General features: G+C 52.9%; 20 protein-coding genes and 2 pseudogenes. 4 read left to right on the top strand and 18 right to left on the bottom strand.

Annotated features, from left to right (window positions below; translation table 11 throughout):
* Nucleotides 1-23: 23 nt before the first annotated feature.
* The 3 genes from GTU79_RS05720 to GTU79_RS05710 are packed head-to-tail and all read right to left on the bottom strand — an operon-like array spanning nucleotide 24 to nucleotide 1,100.
* Nucleotides 24-497 (bottom strand): VOC family protein, encoded by a 474-nt coding sequence (locus tag GTU79_RS05720; RefSeq protein ID WP_132923126.1) that lies wholly within the window; start codon nucleotides 495-497, stop codon nucleotides 24-26.
* Nucleotides 498-528: 31 nt separating this feature from the next.
* Nucleotides 529-777, bottom strand: a complete 249-nt coding sequence (locus GTU79_RS05715) for a phosphoheptose isomerase family protein (RefSeq protein ID WP_214513755.1) — start codon at nucleotides 775-777, stop codon at nucleotides 529-531.
* Nucleotides 729-1,100: a phosphoheptose isomerase family protein gene (locus GTU79_RS05710; protein WP_214513754.1), complete on the bottom strand. Its 372-nt coding sequence runs from the start codon at nucleotides 1,098-1,100 to the stop codon at nucleotides 729-731. Before GTU79_RS05710 ends, GTU79_RS05715 begins: the two co-directional genes overlap by 49 nt.
* 854 nt (nucleotides 1,101-1,954) lie before the next feature.
* On the opposite strand from GTU79_RS05710, the gene GTU79_RS05705 reads away from it, so the two are divergent.
* Together GTU79_RS05705 and GTU79_RS05700 are read left to right on the top strand one after the other, a co-directional pair.
* The gene (locus GTU79_RS05705; protein ID WP_214513753.1) at nucleotides 1,955-2,899 is read left to right on the top strand and encodes a LacI family DNA-binding transcriptional regulator; all 945 of its coding nucleotides are present in this window, start codon (nucleotides 1,955-1,957) and stop codon (nucleotides 2,897-2,899) included.
* A gap of 159 nt (nucleotides 2,900-3,058) precedes the next feature.
* Nucleotides 3,059-5,413, top strand: a complete 2,355-nt coding sequence (locus tag GTU79_RS05700; protein WP_214513752.1) for a phosphoketolase family protein — start codon at nucleotides 3,059-3,061, stop codon at nucleotides 5,411-5,413.
* A 20-nt stretch (nucleotides 5,414-5,433) separates the two neighbouring features.
* Here the strand turns inward: GTU79_RS05700 and GTU79_RS05695 are convergent, their stop codons facing one another.
* The 3 genes from GTU79_RS05695 to GTU79_RS05685 are packed head-to-tail and all read right to left on the bottom strand — an operon-like array spanning nucleotide 5,434 to nucleotide 8,119.
* The gene (locus tag GTU79_RS05695; RefSeq protein ID WP_203522603.1) at nucleotides 5,434-6,516 is read right to left on the bottom strand and encodes a LacI family DNA-binding transcriptional regulator; all 1,083 of its coding nucleotides are present in this window, start codon (nucleotides 6,514-6,516) and stop codon (nucleotides 5,434-5,436) included.
* 21 nt (nucleotides 6,517-6,537) lie between these two features.
* Nucleotides 6,538-7,347, bottom strand: coding sequence for an ABC transporter permease (locus GTU79_RS05690; RefSeq protein ID WP_243701459.1), 810 nt, complete (start codon nucleotides 7,345-7,347; stop codon nucleotides 6,538-6,540).
* Nucleotides 7,331-8,119, bottom strand: a complete 789-nt coding sequence (locus GTU79_RS05685) for an ABC transporter ATP-binding protein (protein WP_203522604.1) — start codon at nucleotides 8,117-8,119, stop codon at nucleotides 7,331-7,333. Before GTU79_RS05685 ends, GTU79_RS05690 begins: the two co-directional genes overlap by 17 nt.
* Nucleotides 8,120-8,416: 297 nt before the next feature.
* Between GTU79_RS05685 and GTU79_RS05680 the strand changes: the two genes are divergently transcribed.
* Entirely contained in the window at nucleotides 8,417-9,184 is a 768-nt protein-coding gene (locus tag GTU79_RS05680; RefSeq protein WP_203522605.1) for a glutamine amidotransferase, read from the top strand.
* Nucleotides 9,185-9,213: 29 nt separating this feature from the next.
* On the opposite strand, the gene GTU79_RS05675 is transcribed toward GTU79_RS05680, so the two are convergent.
* The 12 genes and pseudogenes from GTU79_RS05675 to gatZ form a co-directional block, all read right to left on the bottom strand.
* On the bottom strand, nucleotides 9,214-10,017 hold the full coding sequence (locus GTU79_RS05675) for a DeoR/GlpR family DNA-binding transcription regulator (protein ID WP_203522606.1): 804 nt from the start codon (nucleotides 10,015-10,017) through the stop codon (nucleotides 9,214-9,216).
* A gap of 113 nt (nucleotides 10,018-10,130) precedes the next feature.
* Complete coding sequence (gene xylB / locus GTU79_RS05670) at nucleotides 10,131-11,630, bottom strand: xylulokinase (RefSeq protein WP_203522607.1); 1,500 nt, start codon at nucleotides 11,628-11,630, stop codon at nucleotides 10,131-10,133.
* A 136-nt stretch (nucleotides 11,631-11,766) separates the two neighbouring features.
* Complete coding sequence (locus GTU79_RS05665) at nucleotides 11,767-12,696, bottom strand: aldo/keto reductase family protein (RefSeq protein WP_214513751.1); 930 nt, start codon at nucleotides 12,694-12,696, stop codon at nucleotides 11,767-11,769.
* Between the two features lie 178 nt (nucleotides 12,697-12,874).
* Nucleotides 12,875-13,801: an ABC transporter substrate-binding protein gene (locus tag GTU79_RS31300; protein ID WP_420854169.1), complete on the bottom strand. Its 927-nt coding sequence runs from the start codon at nucleotides 13,799-13,801 to the stop codon at nucleotides 12,875-12,877.
* 84 nt (nucleotides 13,802-13,885) lie between these two features.
* Nucleotides 13,886-14,860, bottom strand: a pseudogene (locus GTU79_RS31295) (ABC transporter permease); the annotation flags it as partial.
* A 111-nt stretch (nucleotides 14,861-14,971) separates the two neighbouring features.
* On the bottom strand, nucleotides 14,972-15,130 hold the full coding sequence (locus tag GTU79_RS05650) for a hypothetical protein (RefSeq protein ID WP_214513750.1): 159 nt from the start codon (nucleotides 15,128-15,130) through the stop codon (nucleotides 14,972-14,974).
* Nucleotides 15,127-15,609 carry an ATP-binding cassette domain-containing protein gene (locus GTU79_RS05645; protein ID WP_214513749.1) on the bottom strand — a complete coding sequence of 161 codons (483 nt, stop codon included), beginning with the start codon at nucleotides 15,607-15,609 and terminating at the stop codon, nucleotides 15,127-15,129. The genes GTU79_RS05650 and GTU79_RS05645 overlap by 4 nt, the downstream gene beginning before the upstream one ends.
* Nucleotides 15,572-16,381 (bottom strand): ATP-binding cassette domain-containing protein, encoded by an 810-nt coding sequence (locus GTU79_RS05640; RefSeq protein WP_214513748.1) that lies wholly within the window; start codon nucleotides 16,379-16,381, stop codon nucleotides 15,572-15,574. Before GTU79_RS05640 ends, GTU79_RS05645 begins: the two co-directional genes overlap by 38 nt.
* Before the next feature lie 32 nt (nucleotides 16,382-16,413).
* On the bottom strand, nucleotides 16,414-16,842 hold the full coding sequence (gene fucU, locus GTU79_RS05635; RefSeq protein ID WP_203522610.1) for an L-fucose mutarotase: 429 nt from the start codon (nucleotides 16,840-16,842) through the stop codon (nucleotides 16,414-16,416).
* Nucleotides 16,843-16,890: 48 nt separating this feature from the next.
* Entirely contained in the window at nucleotides 16,891-17,748 is an 858-nt protein-coding gene (gatY, locus tag GTU79_RS05630; protein ID WP_203522611.1) for a tagatose-bisphosphate aldolase subunit GatY, read from the bottom strand.
* Entirely contained in the window at nucleotides 17,745-18,794 is a 1,050-nt protein-coding gene (locus tag GTU79_RS05625; RefSeq protein ID WP_253073494.1) for a zinc-binding dehydrogenase, read from the bottom strand. Before GTU79_RS05625 ends, gatY begins: the two co-directional genes overlap by 4 nt.
* Nucleotides 18,795-18,854: 60 nt before the next feature.
* Nucleotides 18,855-20,137, bottom strand: a pseudogene (gatZ, locus tag GTU79_RS05620) (tagatose-bisphosphate aldolase subunit GatZ).
* A gap of 425 nt (nucleotides 20,138-20,562) precedes the next feature.
* On the opposite strand from gatZ, the gene GTU79_RS05615 reads away from it, so the two are divergent.
* Complete coding sequence (locus tag GTU79_RS05615; RefSeq protein WP_203522614.1) at nucleotides 20,563-21,372, top strand: hypothetical protein; 810 nt, start codon at nucleotides 20,563-20,565, stop codon at nucleotides 21,370-21,372.
* Nucleotides 21,373-21,393 lie beyond the last annotated feature (21 nt).

Raw genomic sequence — 21,393 nt, 5'->3', positions numbered from 1 at the left:
ACGAGTTTCAAGCGACGGGTATATCAGGCGGGATACCGGCTTTCCGGTTCAGGTATGGCACCGGCGTTGCCTAATTCGATCACCGCGCCCTGGAACCGCTCTTCGGTATCAAGATAATAAAAAACATCGTCACCGATATTGCCGCTTTGCACCACCTGGTAGCCGCGTTTTTCATAATCGGCTATCGCCTGCCGGCAATCTTTAAAATAAAGCTTCAAATGATGCAAACCGTAACCATGCTTTTCGATATACTCATCATAGATGCTATATCCGCTTACAGGCTGCATTAATTCCATTTGAACACCGTTCACCCAGCATACGGCGATTTTATAAACATGCTCCGCCGGCTTACCGCGATAAAGTGAATTTTTAATGTTGTGGGGTCCATAGGTATATATATCCCATGGACCGATATTACATACATGATAATAATGCTCAATTGCATCATCCAGATTGGATACCAGATGTGCGATTTGTATTATGTCACCATCTTTCATAATCGGGCCTTTTGGCTAAATAAAATCAACGTTAGGCAAATTTATGCGGCAACCCTTCAAGATTGGTATGGCGCTTTTTCATCTCGTCGAGGGAAATACCGGTTTTTTCAATCAACAGCATGGTAATAATATCAACAAACAAAAAGAGCGATTGTTCCAGCAGGGACGACATGGGCTGAATGGATGCCACTTCCTCAGCGCCGCCAAAAATCTGGCCCGGTACCCGCACCGTTAAATCGGCATAACCGCCATGTTCGTTTTCCGGATGCGCGGTGAGCAAAGCGATGCGGGCGCCGGCTTCCTTAGCCAGTTTGATGATATTGAGTTCGACATTGGTGACCCCGCAGTGGACGATAAGCAGGTCCCCTCCCCGATGCAGGGGGTGGTGGTGTCATAAACCACATAACTGTCGAATCCCATATGCTTCAGCCGCATGGCAAAAGCGCGAACGGAAAGTTGCATTCTACCCATAGCATACAACTGAATCGTTTTTGCTTTACATATTTCATCCATCAACTGGCTAATTTCATTTTCATCAACCGCCAGCAGCGTCGTTTTGTTTTCAGCTATTACCTGTTCAACGAGGTTCTTGTAGGTGTACATCAAAAAAATCCTCAGTTTTAGTTTAATCGGCATTGATGATTTACTTTTACATATCAAAAAATTTGTAAATTAATTTAGTTGATATGTGCATACAACATACGATAAATTTGTAGCGTAACTATCGATACCGATCACATTTTTTTTGCAAATTTGTTAAAAAAAAGCACCATTTTGTCATTAAAGTGATCGCACTCACATTAATTATCCGAAAGAATCACGGCCCCTCCAGTATCTCCACAGCAGCGCTGTTGTAACGCCGCAGGGTTAAAAAAAAAACCGTCTAAACTCCCCCATCGGGAAGAGGACTCCGGGACGCGTTGCCGCTTGGCAGCGACTTGCCAAAGGTTGTCTGATGGGGCAGAATCGCCGCTGGGATCAATTCATTGAAGTAAATACCGTAAGGGCGAGGGATTAAGATTGTGACGCCACTCGTGATAAAGAAAAAATCTTTATTTAGTGTGCTCGGTAGGGGTTTATTTTATCTCCTGCACGATAATCCCAATGGCGGCAGCGGCCTCGGACGGTATAAATCTTGACCAAATAACGCGCTTGATTTTACAACTTTTATCATTTATGGTGTTTTAAAATATTGTCGGGTGCTGGTTATTTCGTGTCGGTGTTATTTCCCGGCCCACGGATAATTTTGAATTGCTTAATTACTTTTAGAATGGGCGAAAAAATCATCATGGCAAAAGAGGTAAACTTGACGCGGTATTCTTGACGATAAAACAGCGTATCCTTGATGGGATCTACGAAGAAGATCAACGTTTACCATCGGAAAAATTTTATGTGATGAGTTTTCCGTCTCCCGGCCCACAATATCCAAAGCCTTGGCTAAATTAAGAGAACTGGGATTGATCAGCAGTACTCAAGGCTCAGGCCATTATGTCTGTGTTCAGCGTAAGGAATCTCCCCTTGCGCCGCAAGAACTGATCCTTGGTATATTATCTCCTCGCCTTGAGGCCAATGAAAGCGGCTTTCTCTTCGAGCAAATTTTCAAGTCCATGGCGTCATTATCGCAGCAATTCAATTTTTCCCTGGTCTGGAACGGTGTGGTCACCATGGGATCGGAGGCCAGTAAACAAAAAATCATCGAGATCATTGAAAAAATCATCGATCGCTATATCAAAAATAACGTGCACGGAATATTTTTTATTCCCATAGAATTTCACCCCTTTGCGGATGAGATCAACAACCTGATTCTGCATAAATTATCGCAATACAATATCAAGGTGGTCCTGGTGGACAGCGATTTTGCCGCTTATCCGGATAAAAGCGCCTACGACCTGGTGGGTATCGACAATATTGCCGCCGGTTATGAAGTGACGCGCCATTTGCTGCAAAATAAAACGCGGCGCGTTGATTTTCTTTGTGAAAACTACTCGGCTCATACGGTTTCCATGCGCATTATGGGATATAGGCTGGCATTGCTGGAAGCCTCACTGCCCGCCGTAGCGGAGTGGGTGCATGAGGGCGCCGTGGGGGATAAAAAGTTTATTAACCGTATACTCGATTCCGGCGCCACCGATATTGTTTGCGCCAACGATTTCACCGCCATGAAGCTGTTATCAGTCTGCACTCAAATCAACCGCAAAGTGAACGTTGTCGGCTTTGATGATAATGAATATTCGGCTTTGCTCGGCATCCCCCTGACCACCTATAAACAACCCTTCGGCGATATCGCGGAAAACGCCATTTTCCTGATGCTTAACCGTCTACAGTTTCCTCAGACGGCCCCCCGCCATTTGCAGCTCCGCGGCGAACTGATTATCCGTTCTTCCTGCGGAACGCTTCCCTGATTCATCACTGACTGCCCGCCCGCGCGCCCTCCCCCAGGCATAGCGGAAGATACCGGTCTAGACTTGAGCTATGTCTTATCAAGTCTGCCGAGGAGGCTCCGATGCATACCACCGCCGCAGAAACCGTTCCTCCACCCCGATGCCCGAGAACTGGCGCTTATGGATCGCTATTGGCGGTCGGCCCATTATCTGTTTGGGGGAGAAATCTATCTGATGGACAATCCCCTGCTCCGCCGGCCGCTGCTGCGCGAACATATCAAGCCTCGCCTGCTCGGCCACTGGGGTACTACGCCCGGACTCAATTTTATCTATACCCATCTCAATCGCATTATCCGCAATCGCGATGCGGAAATTATCTTTATTTGTGGTCCGGGGCACGGCGGGCCCGGGATGGTAGCCAATACCTGGCTTGAGGGCACCTATAGCGAAATTTATCCGGCCGTCGGTGCAGACGCCGAGGGGATGCGCAAACTGTTCCGGCAATTTTCGTTCCCGGGCGGCATCCCGAGCCACGCGGCGGCGGAAACGCCCGGTTCCATCAATGAAGGCGGAGAACTGGGCTACTCTCTGGTGCACGCCTACGGCGCGGTGTTCGATAACCCAAGCCTAATCGCCGCCTGTGTTATCGGCGACGGTGAAGCGGAAACCGGCCCGTTGGCCGCCAGCTGGCACGCCAACAAATTCATTAATCCGGCCCGCGACGGCGCCGTGCTGCCCATTCTGCACCTCAACGGCTACAAAATAGCCAACCCCACCCTGCTGGCGCGTTGCAGCGATGGCGACCTGCGACAACTGTTCGGGGGTTATGGCTATCAGACGATTTTTGTCGAAGGGGATGAACCCCTGGATATGCACCGTAAAATGATTGCCGCTTTTGATCTGGCCTTCGACGCTATCCACGAAATACAACGGGATGCCGCCGCCGGCGGTGCGCCGAAGCATGAGGTGCCCCATTGGCCGCTGATCGTATTTCGCAGCCCGAAAGGCTGGACCGGCCCGAAAGAAGTGGACGGCAAAAAAGTAGAAGGCTTCTGGCGCGCCCACCAGGTTCCGGTGGCGGGCTGCCGCGAGAACGACGCCCACCGGAAAATACTGGAGGGCTGGCTGCGCAGTTATCACCCTGAAGAACTGTTCGACGCCGAGGGCAGGCTGAAGGACGACCTGCGTCAGTTGGCCCCCGCCGGCGTCCGGCGCATGGGGGCTAATCCTCATGCCAACGGGGGACTGCTGCGCAAGGCCCTGCGCACGCCGGCCATCGGCGACTATCAGGTGGCGGTAAGCCGGCGGGGTGGAAGCCAGGCGGAATCCACCAAAATTTTCAGTGAATATTTGCGGGATATTTTCAGGCTGAATGCGGATAACGCCAATTTTCGCCTGTTCGGCCCGGACGAGACGGCGTCAAACCGGCTGAGCGCGGTTTTTGAAGCCACCGATCGGGTTTGGATGGAGGAGGTAAAACCTTACGACGAGCAGTTGGCAACGGACGGCCGCGTGATGGAAGTCCTGAGCGAGCATCTTTGCCAGGGCTGGCTGGAGGGCTATCTGCTTACCGGTCGCCACGGCGTGTTTACCTGTTATGAAGCCTTTATCCATATCGTCGACTCCATGTTCAACCAGCATGCCAAGTGGCTGAAGGTATCCCGTGCTTTGCCATGGCGCCGGCCCATATCGTCCCTGAATTATCTCTTGTCGTCCCATGTCTGGCGGCAGGATCACAACGGGTACAGCCACCAGGATCCGGGATTTATGGATCTGGTGGCCAACAAGAAAGCCGATATCGTGCGCATTTATCTTCCGCCGGACGCCAATACCCTGCTGTGGGTGGGCGATCACTGTCTGAACACCTACGATCGCATCAATGTCATTGTGGCGGGCAAACAGCCGGAACCGCAGTGGCTGCCTCTGGATGAAGCGGTCAAGCACTGCGAGTCGGGCATGGGCATCTGGCGCTGGGCGGGCAACGAAGGCGGCCGCACGCCGCCGGATGTGGTGATGGCCTGCGCCGGGGATGTCCCCACCATGGAAACGCTGGCGGCGGTGGAACTGCTGCGCCGCCATGTGCCGGCCCTGCGCATCCGGGTGGTCAACGTGGTGGACCTGCTGGCGCTGCAATCACCGGAAAGCCATCCCCACGGCCGCCCCGATAACGTCTTCGATGCGCTGTTTACCCCCGACCGGCCGGTGATATTCGCTTTTCACGGTTATCCGGTCCTGATCCATCGCCTGACCTATCAACGCAAAAACCATGACAATATCCACGTACATGGTTTCATGGAAGAAGGCACCACCACTACGCCGTTTGATATGGCAGTGCTTAATCAGCTGGACAGATTTCACCTGGCCATCTCCGCCATTGAGCGGGTGCCGGGGCTGAAAGCGCAACAACCGGCCGCCGCCGCCCTGGCCCTGTTCCGTGCCAAGCTGGATGAGCATTATCATTATGTGCGGGAACACGGCGACGACCTGCCGGAAGTGCGGGATTGGCAGTGGCAAGAAATCCACCGGCCGGTGTGAACCCACAGTGCCTAGGGGATTTACCCCGGCACAACATCGTCAGGTGGCGATAAACCCACCGAACGGCGGATACAAAGCTCGGTGGGAAAATCTTTTTGCGCCGGACCGTCGGTGACGGCGCCCATGCGCTGCAGCAGCAGGGTCGCCGCGGCGCGGCCCATGTCCCGCCCCGGCTGGCGCACGGTGGTCAGTTCGGGGTGAAGCAGCCGCGCTTCGGGAATATCGTCGAAACCGGTAACGCTGATATCCTCCGGCACCCGTACGTGCAGCTCCAGGCAGCGGCGAATAAAACCAATGGCCATCAGATCGTTGGCGCACAGCACCGCCGTGGGGCGCGCCGACAGGGCCAGGATCTCGTCCGCCGCCCGGCGGCCTGCCTGCTCGGTGTAATCGCCGCGTATCACCGGCACGCTGTCCGGCGGGATGCCGGCACCGGCAAGGGCCTCGCGAAATCCCGCCTGGCGCTGCTCACTGGTCCATAACCCTCGCGGACCGCTTACCAGCGCCAGGCGACGGTGGTGCCTGGCCAGGACATATTGTCCCAGGGTACGGGCGCCGATAAGATTTTGCGAACTGATAAACGGCACTTCTATCCCGGGGGCTATGCCGGACACCATGCCGGGCAGATATTCATCCACAAACACCACCGACCCCTTTGTCGCCAAGGCGGTAAGCGACGGACTGGGCAAGCCGGTGCCGGAGAGATAAATCACTCCGTTCAGCCGCTGGGTGCGCAACACCTGGGCGTAATACTCCTCCCGCCGGGTATCCGACCAGGTCAGACACAACACCAGCAGGCAATCGACGGTATCCAGCACGCTCTGGATGCCCTGGGCGACATCGACGAAAAACGCATTGCCCAAATCCGGCACGACAAAACCGATGGATGAGATGCGTTGATGCTTAAGGCTCCTGGCGGCGCTGTTCGGTTCGAAGTTCAGTTCGGCGATGCAGCGCAGGACGTGGCGGCGGGTATCCTCCGCCACCGGCCGGGCGCTATTGTTGATCACGGCGCTGACGGTGCCGATTGAAACCCCGGCCAGCCGCGCCACATCACGAATGGTGGGCCGAACCGGCCGGGCGGATTTGATGCTGTTTTCCATGCTTGATCAAGCCTGTGCGGGTTAGGGGGAACGGCGCCAGTAGCGCCGCGACCAGCGGCGGGCCTTGGACGAAGTGCGCCATGGAGTGACCAGATACTCCAGCACAATCACCAGCAGGAAACTGAGCACGCCCAATAAGGCCAGGAAACCGATGGCGGAAAAGGTCCCGGCGGTGTTCAACCGCGAGTTGGCCTGCAGCAGATAAGCGCCAAGGCCGCCGCTGGTGGAGGCGGTCCATTCGCCGATCACCGCGCCGGTCACGCTGAACGTGGCGGACAGTTTCAGGGCGGAAAACAGCGGCGTATAGGTGGCCGGCAGTTTGACATAGCGGAAGATGCTCCAGCGGGAGCCGCCCATGGACCTCACCAGGTTCAGCATATCGCCATCAACGGAGTTCAGGCCGTCCAGCACGTTCACCACCACCGGGAAAAACACCACCAGCGCCACGATAACCAGCTTGGGCGCCAGGCCGAACCCCAGCCAGATGGTCAGCGCGGCGGAGATGGCGATCACCGGCACCGCCTGGCTGGCAATGAGAATCGGATAGAGCACGCTGCGAATCCAGCGGGTGGAATCCATGGCCACCGCAAACAGGAACCCGGCGCCGGCGCCGAGAACAAAACCCAGCAAGAAGGTGGTAAACGTACTTTGAAAACCAATCCATAATACCGCCCAGTCCGACAGCACATGGCGCCAGGTCATTTCCGGCGAAGGCAGGACATAGGGGGGAATATGGTAATAACGCACCGCCAGGTCCCATGCCAGCAGCACCAGCAGTAACGCCGCCAGGGGCCCCAGCAGGGGTAACAACAATTTACGAAGGTGTTTCATCGGCATGAACGTCCTGTTGGGGAGTCTCGCTGTAAATCAGGCTCAATATCCGGCGCTTCAACCGGATGAATTCCTCCCCGGTCAGACAGGACAAAGGCCGCGGCCGGGGAATATTCACGGTAAAGATTTCCTGGATACGGCCGGGACGGGGCGTCATTACCACCACCCGGTCCGCCAGGTAAACCGCTTCGTCGATATCATGGGTGACGAAAATCACCGTCCGGTGCTGCTCGGTCCAGACGGTCAACAGCCACTGCTGCATGGACAAACGGGTTTGCGAATCCAGCGCGCCGAAGGGTTCGTCCAGCAGCATGACGTCATGCTCCATGGCCAGGGTGCGCATCAGCGCCACCCGCTGCCGCATTCCGCCGGACAGTGCCGCCGGATAGTGATTGATAAACTCCCCGAGGCCGTAGCGTTCCGCCAGCGCTACCCCGGCCGCCCGCTGCGCCCGGCCGGCGCCGCCGTTAAGGATGGCGCCGAGCACGATATTGTCGATAACCGTCATCCAGGGCAGCAGCAGATCCTTTTGCAGCATATATCCCACATGGCCGGTGCGGCCGGTAACATCCCTGCCGTCAAGAACAATCGCGCCGCTGTCCGGGGGCAAAATCCCGGAAATAAGATTGAACAAGGTGCTTTTGCCGCAGCCGGACGGCCCCACCACGCAGACGAACTCCCCCGGCGCGATGTCAAGACTGGTGGGCGCCAGCGCCGTCATCGCCCCAAAGCGCCGGCTGACCTGTCGGATCGATAACTTGGCAGATGTCATGCGGTGGCCTCTTTTCAATCCGGATATCCCGGTACGCTACAATCAATGGCTTCCCTTCGGTTATCAGTATTCCACAACCGCCGCCGCCGAACCACCGCAACCTGGCGGATAAAATGGAAATTGAAACGGTTCAATAATTTACCATTGTATCTCGATAATATCTTTTTTTTTGCTTGATTAAAAAGCATTAAGATGACAATTTTGTTTATTGAACCGGTTCAATAACAGTGATGACTGACATATCAATACAGCACTATAACACCCAATTTTTTATTACGGCTCGGGGAGGGCCTCACAATGAGTCGAAAAAAAGTACTGCTGGTAGGTGAAACATGGGTTACCTCTGCAACGCATTTCAAGGGTTTCGATCAGTTCGGCAGCGTGACCTTCCACTCGGGGGCCAAAGGTCTGATGGCCGCACTGGCCGACACGGAGTTTGAGATCACCCATCTGCCTGCGCATCAGGCGGTGGAAGATTTCCCTTTTACCGCAGAGGGGCTCAGCGCTTACGATGCCGTCCTGCTGTCGGATATCGGCGCCAATTCGCTGCTGTTGCACCCCGATGTCTGGCTGAACGGCAAAACCGTGGCCAATCGCCTGGCGCTGTTAAGGGATTGGACCGCCCAAGGAGGCGCCCTGGCCATGTTCGGCGGCTATCTGAGTTTCCAGGGCATCGACGGCAAGGCGCGCTGGCATCGGACCCCGGTGGAACAGGCCTTGCCGGTGGAATGTCTGCCCTATGACGATCGGATCGAAATACCCGAAGGATTCCGCCCGGAAATAGAGCCGGCGTATCAAGGCCATGCCATGTTCAGTGATATTACCGGCGAATGGCCGGTATTGCTGGGGATAAACGAAGTGATCGTCAAACCCGGCAGCGAAGTGCTGGCGCGCTTGCCAAAAGCCGCCGGCGGCCATCCGCTGCTGGTGACCGGCCGCTATCAGCAAGGGCGTACGCTGGTGTGGACATCGGATATCAGCCCGCACTGGCTGCCGCAAAGCTTTATGGACTGGCCCGGCTACAAGCAGTTATTGATCAATATGCTGTCCTGGATGACGCAATAGCTGACCGATGCGGCCGGCCGGGCAAATCATCAGACGATGATGACCTCAATGCCCTGCTGTTCCAGGTCGGTTCGATCCTTGTCATTGATTCCGTCATCAGTGATCAAGGTGTGAATTTTATCGATAGGCAGCACCAGATTGAATCCGTTACGGCCGAACTTGCTGGAATCCAGCACCGCAACCACTTTTTTAGCCGCGTTCGCCATCACGCCGCTGATGGCGAAACCCTCGTTAAAAGTTGAAATACCGATACGGGCATCAATACCGTCCGCGCCGATAAACAAGATATTGGCGGTGACGCCTTGCAGCACCGCTTCGGTATGGGCACCGTGAAATGAACGGGTTTTATGGCGGAAGGTGCCCCCGCAGAGCACCAGCGTGATCTCCTGATTGCCTGACAATGCCAGCGCAGCGGGCAGATTGTTGGTCAGTACGGTCATGCTGCCCCGCTTGGCCAGCTCTTCCGCCACGTTTAACGTGGTGCTGCCGCTGTCCAGAATAATGGAATCCCCCGGTTTCACCAGACCGGCGGCGCGAACGGCAATTCGTCGTTTCGGGTCTCGGGCGATGGACACCCGGTCTTCCAATACCAGTTCCGTTTGGGCCGTCGTCGGCGCGGCCTGGGCAGGAGGCAAACGCGAGGATAAGGCGTTTTCCGGCAGCGTGGCGCCGCCGTGGAATCTGATCAGCGCCCCTTTCTGTTCCAGATACTTCAGATCATTGCGGATGGTCACTTCCGACGTTGCCAGGGTTTGCGCAAGTTCGGCCACCTGCACGCTTCCGGCGCTATTAAGGCAGTGCAGAATTTCATTCCGTCTTTCAACCAGGTGCATTTTGCATGATTCCTTAACAATAATTTTAACTATGTTACCCGAGCCCTGGTGAAAAGAAAATTTTTTACCTTCGTTTTATTACGGAGTATTACATTCAAAATAAATTATCTTACTTACGACCATTGGCTTTTATAGTTATCCACTTGCTGATGATAAGCCAAGTACAGTTCCCGATAGCGGGAATACATTTCCGGCCGGGGTTCAACGATGCTTGAGTCATCCACCAGCATCGACAAAGAACAGATATCCCCAAGGCGGGCGCCGGAAACCGTCTGGTTCAGATGGCACCAGTGCGCCTGCAATGCCCCTCCCAAGGCGCCGGCGTCGGTTACCAGGCTCTTGACCACGCTCAGGCCGCTGACATTGGCGATAATCTGCCGCCACCCCTCGCTGTTGGAACCGCCGCCAATGACCACCAAACGGGTAAAGCGCAAGTCGCAACGGGATAAAATGTCTATGCCCCTGCATAAATTGAAGCTGACGCCTTCCACCACCGCACGCAACAGGTTATCCGCATTAAGATTATGGCCGGTAATGCCCGTCAGGCTGGCGCTGGCCGCCGGCAGGTTCGGCAATCGGGCGCCGTTGAGATAAGGCAGGCAGGATATCCCGCCGGCGCCGGGAGAACTGGCGGATAGGGCCGTTTCAAACTCCGCCAGCGATTTATTCAACAGTTGCCTGAACGCCGTGGTGGCGTTGGTCATATTCATGGTGCTGACCAGGGGCAGCCAACCGTCGTTGGCCGAGCAAAAAGCGTTGATGTCCGGCTGGAGGCGGCTGTCGATTTGCCGCTCGGTAAAGGTGAAAAGAGTTCCCGAGGTGCCCAGGCTCATGGTCAGCAGTCCCTCGCTGATATTGCCGGTGCCGATGGCGGACATCATATTATCGCCGCCGCCGCTGGCCACCACGATACCGGCGTCAAGTCCCATTTCGGCCGCGGCCGCGGGGCGCAGCTCGCCATGCGGTTCAGCGGAGCGAATAAGCTTAGGCAGGCTGAATGGCCGCAGGGGATCCACCCGGTCCAGCACCTCTTCACTCCAGCAGCGCCGGCGGGTATCGAAATAGCCGGTGCCGGAGGCGTCGCTGCATTCCGCGCGGTATTCGCCGGTTAAGTAGAAATTCAGATATTCATGGGGCAGCATGATTTTGCGGATCTTCCGATAATTCTCCGGCTCCAGCGCTTTTACCCACAGAAGCTTGGCCAGGGTAAAGGCTACCGGGACGTGAATGCCGATGATGTCCGACAGCGGCGCCGAGGGCGCGGTGAACCGGCTCCGTTCAAATTCCGCCAGCAGCTCCGCCGGGCCGGTATCGCACCAAAGCTTGGCCGGGCGGATAACCCGGTCGCATTCATCCAGCAGCACCAATCCATGCTGTTGGCCCGAAACGCCGATACCCCGAATCAGCGACGGTGAGATAGCCGCCTGTGCCAACGCCTGACGGGTCGCATTGATCATGGCGTCAATCCAATCGGCGGGGTGCTGTTCCTTTTTGCCATGTTCATCGCTGTACAGGGGATAGCCGGCATAACCGGCGCCCGCCACGCTACGGCGTTCGGCGTCCCATACCAGCACCTTGGTGCCCTGCGTACCGCAATCGATACCGAGATACATAATGTGTTTTCCGAAAAAAATGCCGAATAAAAGCCGACCCGCGACGGGGACGGCTTTTCCGGCCGCCATCAGCCAACCCGGCGCACCGCGCGGCCAGCGGGGCGCCGGTAGGGAACATCAAACGCAAAAGCGCGGTTCAACCGGCGATGCTTCCGTCCAGATCCCACAAATCTTCCCAGCCGGCGGCGTGCTCCCACAAAAAGACCTGCCCTTTGATCAATCGGCAATGACGATCGATAGCGGCGATTGCGCGCATCTCGTCGTCGGTAAGGGGATCGCGGGTAACGGCCAGCAGATTGCTGCGGATCTCGGCGCTTTTTACCGAGAAAGGAATGGGAATCTGTCCGCGCTGCACCGCCCATTTAATACAGACCACCGCCGGATGGACCCCCAGTCGCCTGGCGATATCGACAATAACCGGATCCTCAATATCGCAGGTATCATCGGCGGTCTTATCACGATCGGGACGGGTCGGCGAACCGATGGGGCAAAATCCAATGGGTTGAATGCCGTTTTCAACCAGATACCGATACAGTTCCGGCTGCTGGAAATGGGGATGACATTCCATTTCGTTTACCACCGGCGCAATTTCCGCATCCGCCAGCAGCAGTTCCATCTTGGGTATGGTCATATTGGAAGTGCCGATACTTTTGACCAGACCCGATTTGACCAATTGTTCCATTTGGCGCCAGGTAGACATAAAGCGTTCATGGGAATAGGGTCTGGCATCGGGGCTTCGTGAATCGACGCTGCATCCCGGCGGGTGATAATTGGAGAAAGGCCAATGGACCAGATAGAGATCCAGATAATCCAGCTGTAAATCTTCCAGCGTCTGCCGGCATGAACCCAGCACATCCTGGTGGCGATCGTTCCAGACCTTGGAATCGATATAAAGCGCTTGCCGTGGAATGCCGCCGCCGATAATTTTTTTGAAAACCTCCCCGATGAGTTTTTCATTGCCATAAACCGATGCACAGTCAAAAAAACGAAAACCCGCGGCGGCGGCTTCCAGCACCGCGTTGGAGACCTGTTCCGCCGAAAACCGATCGGAACCGAAAGTGCCCATGCCAATGGCCGGTATTTTCTGTCCGTTGGACAGCACCTTGCAGGGTATTGCGGAGGGTCAATACCGGGTTGTTCAGCGTTAATCGTGCTCATATATTCCATCCTTATGACATTCAGTCCCTCCGGGAAACGGGGGAGACGTTAAATTACTTATACGTACCCAGCCGCGACAGGATGCCTTAATACAAAACGGCCTTGGCTTCCGGGGAGTCAATATTGGCTTTGGTGACATAAATCACCCCGGTATCGATGAATTTTTCAACCTTTTGTTTATTGATTATGGCGTCCACGGTAGTGACGCCTTTAAAGCCCATCTGATAGGACGACTGCACCAGAATGCCGTCCAGCGTACCGTCGCGGACAAAGTCTTGTAATAAGGTATTGCCGTCAAAACCGATGGCCACGACTTTACCGGCATAACCCAGCTGCTTGATGGCGCGGGCCATACCGGTGGCGGTGGGTTCATTGGCGCCGAACAGGGCGGTAATATCCTTATTGGAGGCCATGGCATCAATGGTCTGGTTTAGGGCAGTGGCCATATCGGATTGTGAATAATAGGGTCCGACAATTTTCACATGGGAGTTTTTGGCTATTTCATCGGTAAATCCGCCGACCCGTTCGATGGCGCTGCCGGCGCCGGGGGTGAATGACATTACGCTGACCTTGCCTTCTTTACCGTTTTTCGCGATTAATTTATCAGCGGCAATGGCGCCGGCTTTGCGGTTGTCCGTGGAAAGGAAAGACTGGTAATACTGTTCGCCTTTTTTATTGAGCGCGGAATCAATCAAGACCACCGGGATACCGTTCTCCCACGCTTTTTTGATTTCCGGGATTAACGCATCCGGATCCGACGGCGCGAGGACGATTCCCGCAACGCCCCGATTGATGGCGTTATCAACCATATTAACCTGGTCCGCTACGGCGGTTTCCGAATCAGGTCCCTGGAAAGTGATTTTATATTTACCCTTTAGGGACTTTTCGGCATCGCTGGCGCCTTTACTAACATTTTGCCAATAATTAGAATTCGCTGTTTTTACAATAACTGCAATTTCAGACTGTTTCGCAAACGCATGGGGAACCGCAAATACGGTGGTTAAGCCAATCATGGCAACCATGGCGATTTTATTCATCACATTATTTTCCTTAAGTGAGGGTTTGGTTTTTTTCAGAGGTTTCTTGGTTTTTTTATGTTGACGAACCTGGTCATAAGCGACGGCGAGTAAAATAACGCCGCCAATGATGATTTGCTGCACGAAGAAGGAGATACCGTTCATATTGAGTCCGTTGCGCAGCACGCCGATAATAAAGGCGCCGATAAGCGTGCCGGGAATAGACCCCACGCCGCCCATTAGGGATGTCCCCCCCACCACCGCGCTGGCGATGGCATCAAGCTCGTACATCACGCCGCCGTTGGGCTGCGCCGTCACCAGCCGGGAAGCGATAATGATGCCGCACAGTCCGGACATCGCGCCGCAGAGGGTGTAGGCGTACAGCTTAACGCGATCGGTCTTTATGCCTGACAGGCGCGCGGCCTCCTCATTGGATCCGATGGCGTAGAGATAGCGGCCAAAGCGCATCTTCACCAAGACGAAGGTAAATACCAGCGCCAACGCCACCATGATGACCACCGGATAGGGAATGCCGGGGAAGATAACCGACGGCAGCCCGTTTTCGCCGATAGAGGTCATACGCCACAGGGAACCGTTACCCAACGCGCCGAACGAATCCGGCAACCCGGATACCGGAGCGGCATTGGTGACATAAAGCGCCAGCCCGCGAGCGATCATCATGGTACCCAGGGTGGCGATAAACGGCGGCAGCCGGAAATTAGTGACCAGCAGGCCGTTAACGGCGCCGCTCAGCGCACCGGCGGCGATACCCACCAGCATGCCGAGCTCCACCGGCAAACCGGCCTTGATCGATAGCCCCGCCGCCACGCCCGACAGGGCGACAACGGATCCGATGCTTAAATCAATGCCGCCGGTGAGGATAACGCAGGTGGCGCCCATGCCTATAAAGGCAATAGTGGAGGTTTGCAATCCCACCGTCATGATATTATTCATGGTCAGGAAACTGCCGCTGGTCACCGAAAAAATAATAATCAGTAACAACAATCCGCCCAATGCCGTTAATTTCAACAGCAATTGCTTTTGGTTATCGCTCATTTACGCAACCTCTCTTTCTGCGGTGTACATATCTTTGATGCCGGTAGCATATTGCATTATTTCTTCCTGGCTGGTTTTAGCCTTCCCAAGCCCCGCGCACATCACTCCTTCTTACAAAATAACCCCCCGACCGGACATCCCTAATATTTCCGGCAACTCCGAGGAGATCATGATAATGCCGATACCCTGCCCCGCCAGTTCGTCCAATAGTTCATAAATGGCATATTTCGCCCCAACGTCAATCCCGCGGGTCGGCTCATCAAAGATCATGATTCTGGCATCGCGGAAAAGCCATTTTGCGATAACCACTTTTGCTGATTACCGCCGCTCAGGTTGCTGACAATCTGATCAATATGCGGCGTTTTAATTTGCATCTTTTTGATATATTTGTCACTGGCCAGTTTCTCTTTCACGCGGGAAATAATCCCATATCGGTTACACACTTTTTCCATCGCCGCCATAATGACATTATTCTTGATGGACATGCTTACCGCCAATCCATTAAGTTTCCTGTCTTCCGATAAATAGGCGATACCTGACTTGATGGCATCGTTCGGACAGGTGATTTTGATGGCTTTATCAAGGGTAACGATTTGTCCTTCATCCAGCGTTTCCGCACCGAATATTGCCCTGGCCAATTCGGTTCTTTTTGCTCCCACTAATCCGGTAATGCCCAGAATCTCTCCCTGTCGCAGGTCAAAATTGATATGCTCAAATACGCCATATCGCGACGCGTCCTGAATGGACAAAATCAACGCATCGGTTATTTTCGCTTTTTACCGGGAAATGGTTATCCAAGGGTCTTCCGACCATCTTTGCAATAATGTCATTCATTGTAATCGATGAGAAAGGATGATCGGATACGTACTCTCCATCGCGGAAAATAGTAATGTGATCGCAAATTTTCTTCAATTCGTCCATACGATGTGAAATATAGACAATACAGACATCTTTTTTCTTTAATTTATCAATCAGCTGGAAAAGCTTATCTATTTCTCGCTTGGTCAGTGCCGAAGTCGGTTCATCCATAATCAGGACTTCAACGTCAAATGAGAGCGCCTTGGCGATTTCCACCATCTGCTGGCGGGCGACAGACAGGTTCAGCACGGTCTCTCTTGGCGAAACATCTATGTCGAAGATATTCAGCAAATCCTGAGCGTCGCTCTCCATTTTTTTATAATTGATTAACCCATTTTTCAACGGCTCACGGGCAAGAAATATATTCTCGGCAACGGTAAGATGCGGCACCAGGTTCAGCTCCTGGAAAATCATGCTAATACCGTCTTGCTGCGCCTCCAGTACCGAATCGTAATGAACTTCGCGTCCTTTGTAAAAGAGGGTCCCTTCATCCGCTTCATATACACCGATCAGGACTTTCATCAAGGTGGATTTTCCGGCGCCGTTTTCGCCCATCAGCGCATGGACTTCTCCTTTTCGTAATTTAAAATTCACCTTTTTCAAGGCTGGCACACCGGAAAAGGATTTGGAAATATCAGTCATCTGTAATAAAGGTTGAGTCATTTTATGCTCCAATGCTTCAATACATTGAATTTCTAATCTATTTCAACCGGTGTAACGCCTTTTTTTAACAGAATATTGCCATATTTCTTCGTAGTGGATGTCACCACAATGCAGCTGGCATTTTTGGCCCGGTCGTAAAATGCAAAACGATCTATAAAAGTGATATTCTGCCCTCGCGGCAGGTGCTGCTGATATAACGAGACCAAACCGTCCGGCAACGTGTCGCCCGAGCCGGCGGCCATCATCACCACCGGATCATCAACATAGCCATCCAGCGCGAATAGCGGCATTATCGCCCGCAGCAGGCCGGAGACTTCATTTCCGTCAGCCCTGATAACCCGCTTATTGACCGAATAGGCCGGAAAATGGGCATCACTGATGACAATTTCATCACCGTGCCCCATGCAATAGAGCTGATGCAATAATTCCGGTGAAATACAAGCATTGATATTCTTTAACATAAAAAACTCCCGGTACAGGGGTGGTAAGTTCCGCGTTTAATTATCGGATTAAAGCCGTCCGCCGCTGCCGCAAATTATGATTTTATCCCGCACCACGTCAGCCATGGCTTTTTTGGCGGATTCATTATATTCACGGGGATCGTTAGCCTGCGGGCAGGCTTCAAAATAGCGTTTCAGTGCATCCGAATAGGCTATTTTCAGCTCGGTGGCAACATTGACTTTACATATACCCAATTCAATACAGGCTTTGACGTCTTTACCCGGAATCCCCGAGGCGCCATGCAAAACCAAGGGAATATCCACTAACCGCGCAATTTTTTGCAGGCGGGAAAAATCCAGTTTTGGAGCGGATTTGTATAAGCCATGGGCGGAACCTATAGCCACGGCCAGGGAATCAATTTGAGTGACACTGACCAGACGAGCGGCATCTTCGGGTATGGTATAAGGGTCGACCGTATCCTCAACCACCAAATCATCCTCCTTGCCGACTAATTGTCCAATCTCGGCTTCGACGCTGCATCCGTAATAGTGGCATATTGTTACGGCGGCATGAGTAAGCGCAATATTCTGTTCCAAGGGTAATGCACTACCATCTATCATTGCCGATCGTATTCCTGCAAAGACTTTATATTTAATATCTTCCAAATCGTGATGATGATCCAAATGCAGAACCACCTGCTGTTCACGTTTGGCGGCGGCGGCCTCTACCAAAAAGATCATTTCTTTGATACCGGCATAGCTGAATGTGCCGGGTGTGCCGGCGAGAATAACCGGCGAAGCCATTTCCTTGGCGATATCGAGCACCACCTGAACGGTCTCGAGATTGTGCACATTAAACGCAGGTATGGCATAACCGGATTTTTGCGCCTGACGAAGCAAATAGATGCTGTTGATAATATGGTTCATTTCCCCTCTCCCCAATGCAGCAAAATTTTTCCGTTTGCCGGCCCTCCCGCCAGCGCCATTACCTGTCGGACATATTCCTCCACCCCGGTATCACTGCTGATAATGGCCTCGATATTCATTTGGTTGTTGATAAACAGATCGGCGGTAATCGACCACTCTTTGCCGGGGAACGGCGCGGAATAGTTCATCCAGCTGCCGTAAAGCACCAATTCTTTACGCAGTATTTGCTCATATTCCTGAAAACCGAGCAGCAGATCGCGATGCAATGTCCCCACCAGCGCCAGCTGGGCCCGTGGGCCGGCGAACGCCAAGGCTATCTTTACCGTCTGCGGCGCGCCGGCCGTCTCCAGGATTAATTGATCAAAACGAATTTCTTGGTGATGGGGAAAACGTGAAATAAAGTCTTCATCAGATGCATTGGCAACATAATCCGCGCCCAGCGTCATCGCCAAGGCCAATTTTTCTTCATTGATATCAATGGCGGTGACGGTTTTCGCCCCCATCGCCTTGGCGCTTTGCAATGCCAGCAGGCCAATGGTGCCGGCGCCGATAATAACGACATTTTTATTTTCGCAGCCGCCGGCCAATAATATGGGATGTATACCGACGGTGACCGGCTCGAAAAATGCGCCCTGCTTAGCGTTGACTCCTGCCGGAAGGAGATAACAGCTGCTTTCCGGCATCACGACATATTCCGCATTTCCGCCCGGAAGTCGGGAACCGACAAAAGTGTAGCCCTTGCCGAGAGAATAAAAGCCCCGTTCGCATTCCGGCATGGAAAAATCAGGCACCAGTGGAATACAGCAGATCATTTGTCCTGGCCGGACTTTCGTCACTAAAAACCCGACGGCCATGATTTCTCCCGCGAATTCATGGCCTAATGTTACCGGATAATAATGCGCGCCATCATGAAAAATACGGGGAATATCTGAGCCGCAAAGTCCGGAATAATGAACTTTCACCAATACATCCCCCGGCCCACAGGCCGGAATCGATGTTTCGATTATTTCCAATAGATTATTTTCTTTCACTATGACTTGCTTCATGGTTTTATTCATTTTTGCTGCCTTGAATAATTTGCACAATTCCCGTGTCATCTGCACCCTTCATATTTCAAGTCGGGTGTCATCCTGATCGCATCCGTAGGCATAAGCGCGCAACACATCCTGAATTTTGCTGAGGACGAGCTCTTTCGGTGTACCGGTCAATTCTTTATTCAGGATGCGTTGAAATTGATCGGGAAAATATTGACTTAACACTCCTAATGGCAAGGCAACATTGTTCAAATTGTCAAAAAGTTTATTTACCGCCAGCGCAATACGATCGTGCGGCCAGTAGTAACGCAGGCGATCGGACAAACTGAAATGAATATCAATGACCGCCTTGGAATGAATGGGACTGTAATATTTTTTCCAATATTCCGGTTCGTCCTGCATAACCTGATCAATGACCGATATCAGATGGCTTTGGGCTTCGGGACTCACCAATGCTTTTTCCATCATGGCCAGGGCAAACAAGGCTTCACGCAGGGCAAAAGTCAATGCCGGCCCCACCTTAAGAATGGCAAAATGGTCCCGCACCAGCTGCCGGTAGGCTTTGGCGGTTTGATAGTCCGTGGAGTGCGCTTCGTACACCAGCCTGGTTTGGGTAATAAATCTTGATAAATCCATTGACAGGGCAGGATCGTAATGGATAACCGACGAATGATCGAATTCGACCCCCGGCTGCACGACAATGGCGATAATACGCCCGATGGCATCCTTTAAACCCAGCGCGCCAAATTCTTCGTAATGGCTACGAATGGTTTCGGCGGCGGCGGAAGATGTCGTAATATGCATCAGGTAATTAGCCTGCTTTTCCCCTCCCGGTACCGGCACCTCGGTGCCCACTACGTAAGTCAGCCGGTTTTTTTGCGATTCGGTGGCGCTCTCTTCCGCCACCCGGCATAAACGCGCGGCGCGCCGGGCTACCGTTACCGGTGCCAAAGGAACCGGATCGCCGGCGCATGACATGGAGGTATCGATATGGATTTTGCTAAAACCGGCTTTAACATACTCGGCTATCAACACCTCCGCTTTGACCAAGGCTTCCTCGGCCCGTTCGTCCTGCCAGCAGTTCGGCCCCAAATGATCGCCGCCTAAAATCAATCTTTCCTGCGGGAAGTCGATGGACTGCGCGATGGCATAAACAAAATCACGGAAATCCGCGGGTTTCATCCCGGTATAACCACCGTATTGATTCACCTGGTTAGATGTCGCTTCTATCAATACCTTTCGATTTGTTGTCAAATCCAATCTTAACGCGGCTTCGATTACTAATGGATGGGCCGAACAAACGGAACAAATGCCTGTTTTACCGTCTTTTTGTGCGCTTCGATAATAGCTTTCATTGATATCTCTTCTGAGCAGCTTCATTGATTGCTTTTAGTATCTATTTATTTTTATTTATTGTATTTATCTTCTATTTACGTTTGTGATCCTGATCATAATAAACCTTCGTTTGAACTTAAACGAAAGATATCGAAACATTGACTTTCAGGAGTAAACCGTAGGCATACTGGCTGTGGAACTCCCCGAGGGTAGGCGTAACGCCGGTTTGACAGAGGGTAGATGGGCAGAGATATTTAAATGACGATAGGTTGAAAATCGCGGCTTTAAGGAGGGTTCGGCGGAACATCCACTGTTTCGGCCAAGTTTGGTTTAATGAAAAAAAAATTGTTTTATCTGCTATTCAAAATAGCCAAAATATTTGTTGAGCAGATGCACAATTTCATTATGATACTGAAAAAAACGATGAAACATTTTGGAGCTTTGCATGAATAATACGCTGTCGGCTAATAACGGGACGGTGACTTTTAGCGGATATGCCTCAATGGATGGACTTGGAGCCGGAGCTAATACGCATGAACCCTTTTCTGCCAATACATCACGAATGCCGCCAAGAATAAGCGTTTCCAACAGCAGTGTGAAATTTAAAAAAATCCCTGCGGCGTCACGCGATAGTGCTCAGCTCCCACCTTCAATACATGGCGGATCATGGACCGGCGGCTCTGAAATTACTGCCGGTTTACCTCAATCAATCATGGGCGGGCAGAAGAACTGCAATCTCCATGCTCATTGCTCTGTGCATACAATTGGCGATTCGCTTAACGCCAAGGCTTCCAATCAGTACAGACAAATGCCGTATCGGTCCAGCTACGCCGCTATTACAGCGCGGAAAAAATGGGAAAAAGAGATCTATTATCAGAACATCAAAAAAGCATGCCTGGATGAGGTAACGAATAAATACCTGAGCATATATTCTGTGGTAAAGAAATACGGTGTTCCCCGTACGAGACTCATGAAATGGTTGAAAGAATGTCCGGCATGGACAGGAAATCTTGACGATGGCGGCCTTTCGGCAGAATTGCTCCATAAAAGGATTTTAGAAGTCAACTCTTCCCTACTCGCCGCACGGCAGGGCAATAATGGCCCGGCGGAGAAAGCGGCTGAAACTCACCGTAGCGCTCAAGGCAAAAGTGGCACAAACAACGGAAGGGCGGGTTCCCGTCCCCTGCCGGTTTTGCAACAGCAGGCGGCAAACGGACACATGGCCCAGATGGGGCGGTTCTGGCGGCCTTGGTAAGACGATTGTCCCGACCGCGTC

This window comes from Sodalis ligni, assembly GCF_016865525.2.
GTDB lineage: Bacteria > Pseudomonadota > Gammaproteobacteria > Enterobacterales > Enterobacteriaceae > Acerihabitans > Acerihabitans ligni.
This window is presented reverse-complemented; position numbering and strand designations above follow the sequence as displayed.

What these genes read in the sequence shown, in the direction of transcription:
- GTU79_RS05720 (WP_132923126.1), bottom strand. Translation starts at nt 497, where the DNA reads ATGAAAGATGGTGACATAATACAAATCGCACATCTGGTATCCAATCTG.
- GTU79_RS05710 (WP_214513754.1), bottom strand. Translation starts at nt 1,100, where the DNA reads ATGTACACCTACAAGAACCTCGTTGAACAGGTAATAGCTGAAAACAAA.
- GTU79_RS05700 (WP_214513752.1), top strand. Translation starts at nt 3,059, where the DNA reads ATGGATCGCTATTGGCGGTCGGCCCATTATCTGTTTGGGGGAGAAATC.
- GTU79_RS05695 (WP_203522603.1), bottom strand. Translation starts at nt 6,516, where the DNA reads ATGGAAAACAGCATCAAATCCGCCCGGCCGGTTCGGCCCACCATTCGT.
- GTU79_RS05690 (WP_243701459.1), bottom strand. Translation starts at nt 7,347, where the DNA reads ATGAAACACCTTCGTAAATTGTTGTTACCCCTGCTGGGGCCCCTGGCG.
- GTU79_RS05685 (WP_203522604.1), bottom strand. Translation starts at nt 8,119, where the DNA reads ATGACATCTGCCAAGTTATCGATCCGACAGGTCAGCCGGCGCTTTGGG.
- GTU79_RS05680 (WP_203522605.1), top strand. Translation starts at nt 8,417, where the DNA reads ATGAGTCGAAAAAAAGTACTGCTGGTAGGTGAAACATGGGTTACCTCT.
- GTU79_RS05675 (WP_203522606.1), bottom strand. Translation starts at nt 10,017, where the DNA reads ATGCACCTGGTTGAAAGACGGAATGAAATTCTGCACTGCCTTAATAGC.
- xylB (WP_203522607.1), bottom strand. Translation starts at nt 11,630, where the DNA reads ATGTATCTCGGTATCGATTGCGGTACGCAGGGCACCAAGGTGCTGGTA.
- GTU79_RS05665 (WP_214513751.1), bottom strand. Translation starts at nt 12,696, where the DNA reads ATGGGCACTTTCGGTTCCGATCGGTTTTCGGCGGAACAGGTCTCCAAC.
- GTU79_RS31300 (WP_420854169.1), bottom strand. Translation starts at nt 13,801, where the DNA reads ATGATTGGCTTAACCACCGTATTTGCGGTTCCCCATGCGTTTGCGAAA.
- GTU79_RS05650 (WP_214513750.1), bottom strand. Translation starts at nt 15,130, where the DNA reads ATGATCTTTGATGAGCCGACCCGCGGGATTGACGTTGGGGCGAAATAT.
- GTU79_RS05640 (WP_214513748.1), bottom strand. Translation starts at nt 16,381, where the DNA reads ATGACTCAACCTTTATTACAGATGACTGATATTTCCAAATCCTTTTCC.
- fucU (WP_203522610.1), bottom strand. Translation starts at nt 16,842, where the DNA reads ATGTTAAAGAATATCAATGCTTGTATTTCACCGGAATTATTGCATCAG.
- gatY (WP_203522611.1), bottom strand. Translation starts at nt 17,748, where the DNA reads ATGAACCATATTATCAACAGCATCTATTTGCTTCGTCAGGCGCAAAAA.
- GTU79_RS05625 (WP_253073494.1), bottom strand. Translation starts at nt 18,794, where the DNA reads ATGAAGCAAGTCATAGTGAAAGAAAATAATCTATTGGAAATAATCGAA.
- GTU79_RS05615 (WP_203522614.1), top strand. Translation starts at nt 20,563, where the DNA reads ATGAATAATACGCTGTCGGCTAATAACGGGACGGTGACTTTTAGCGGA.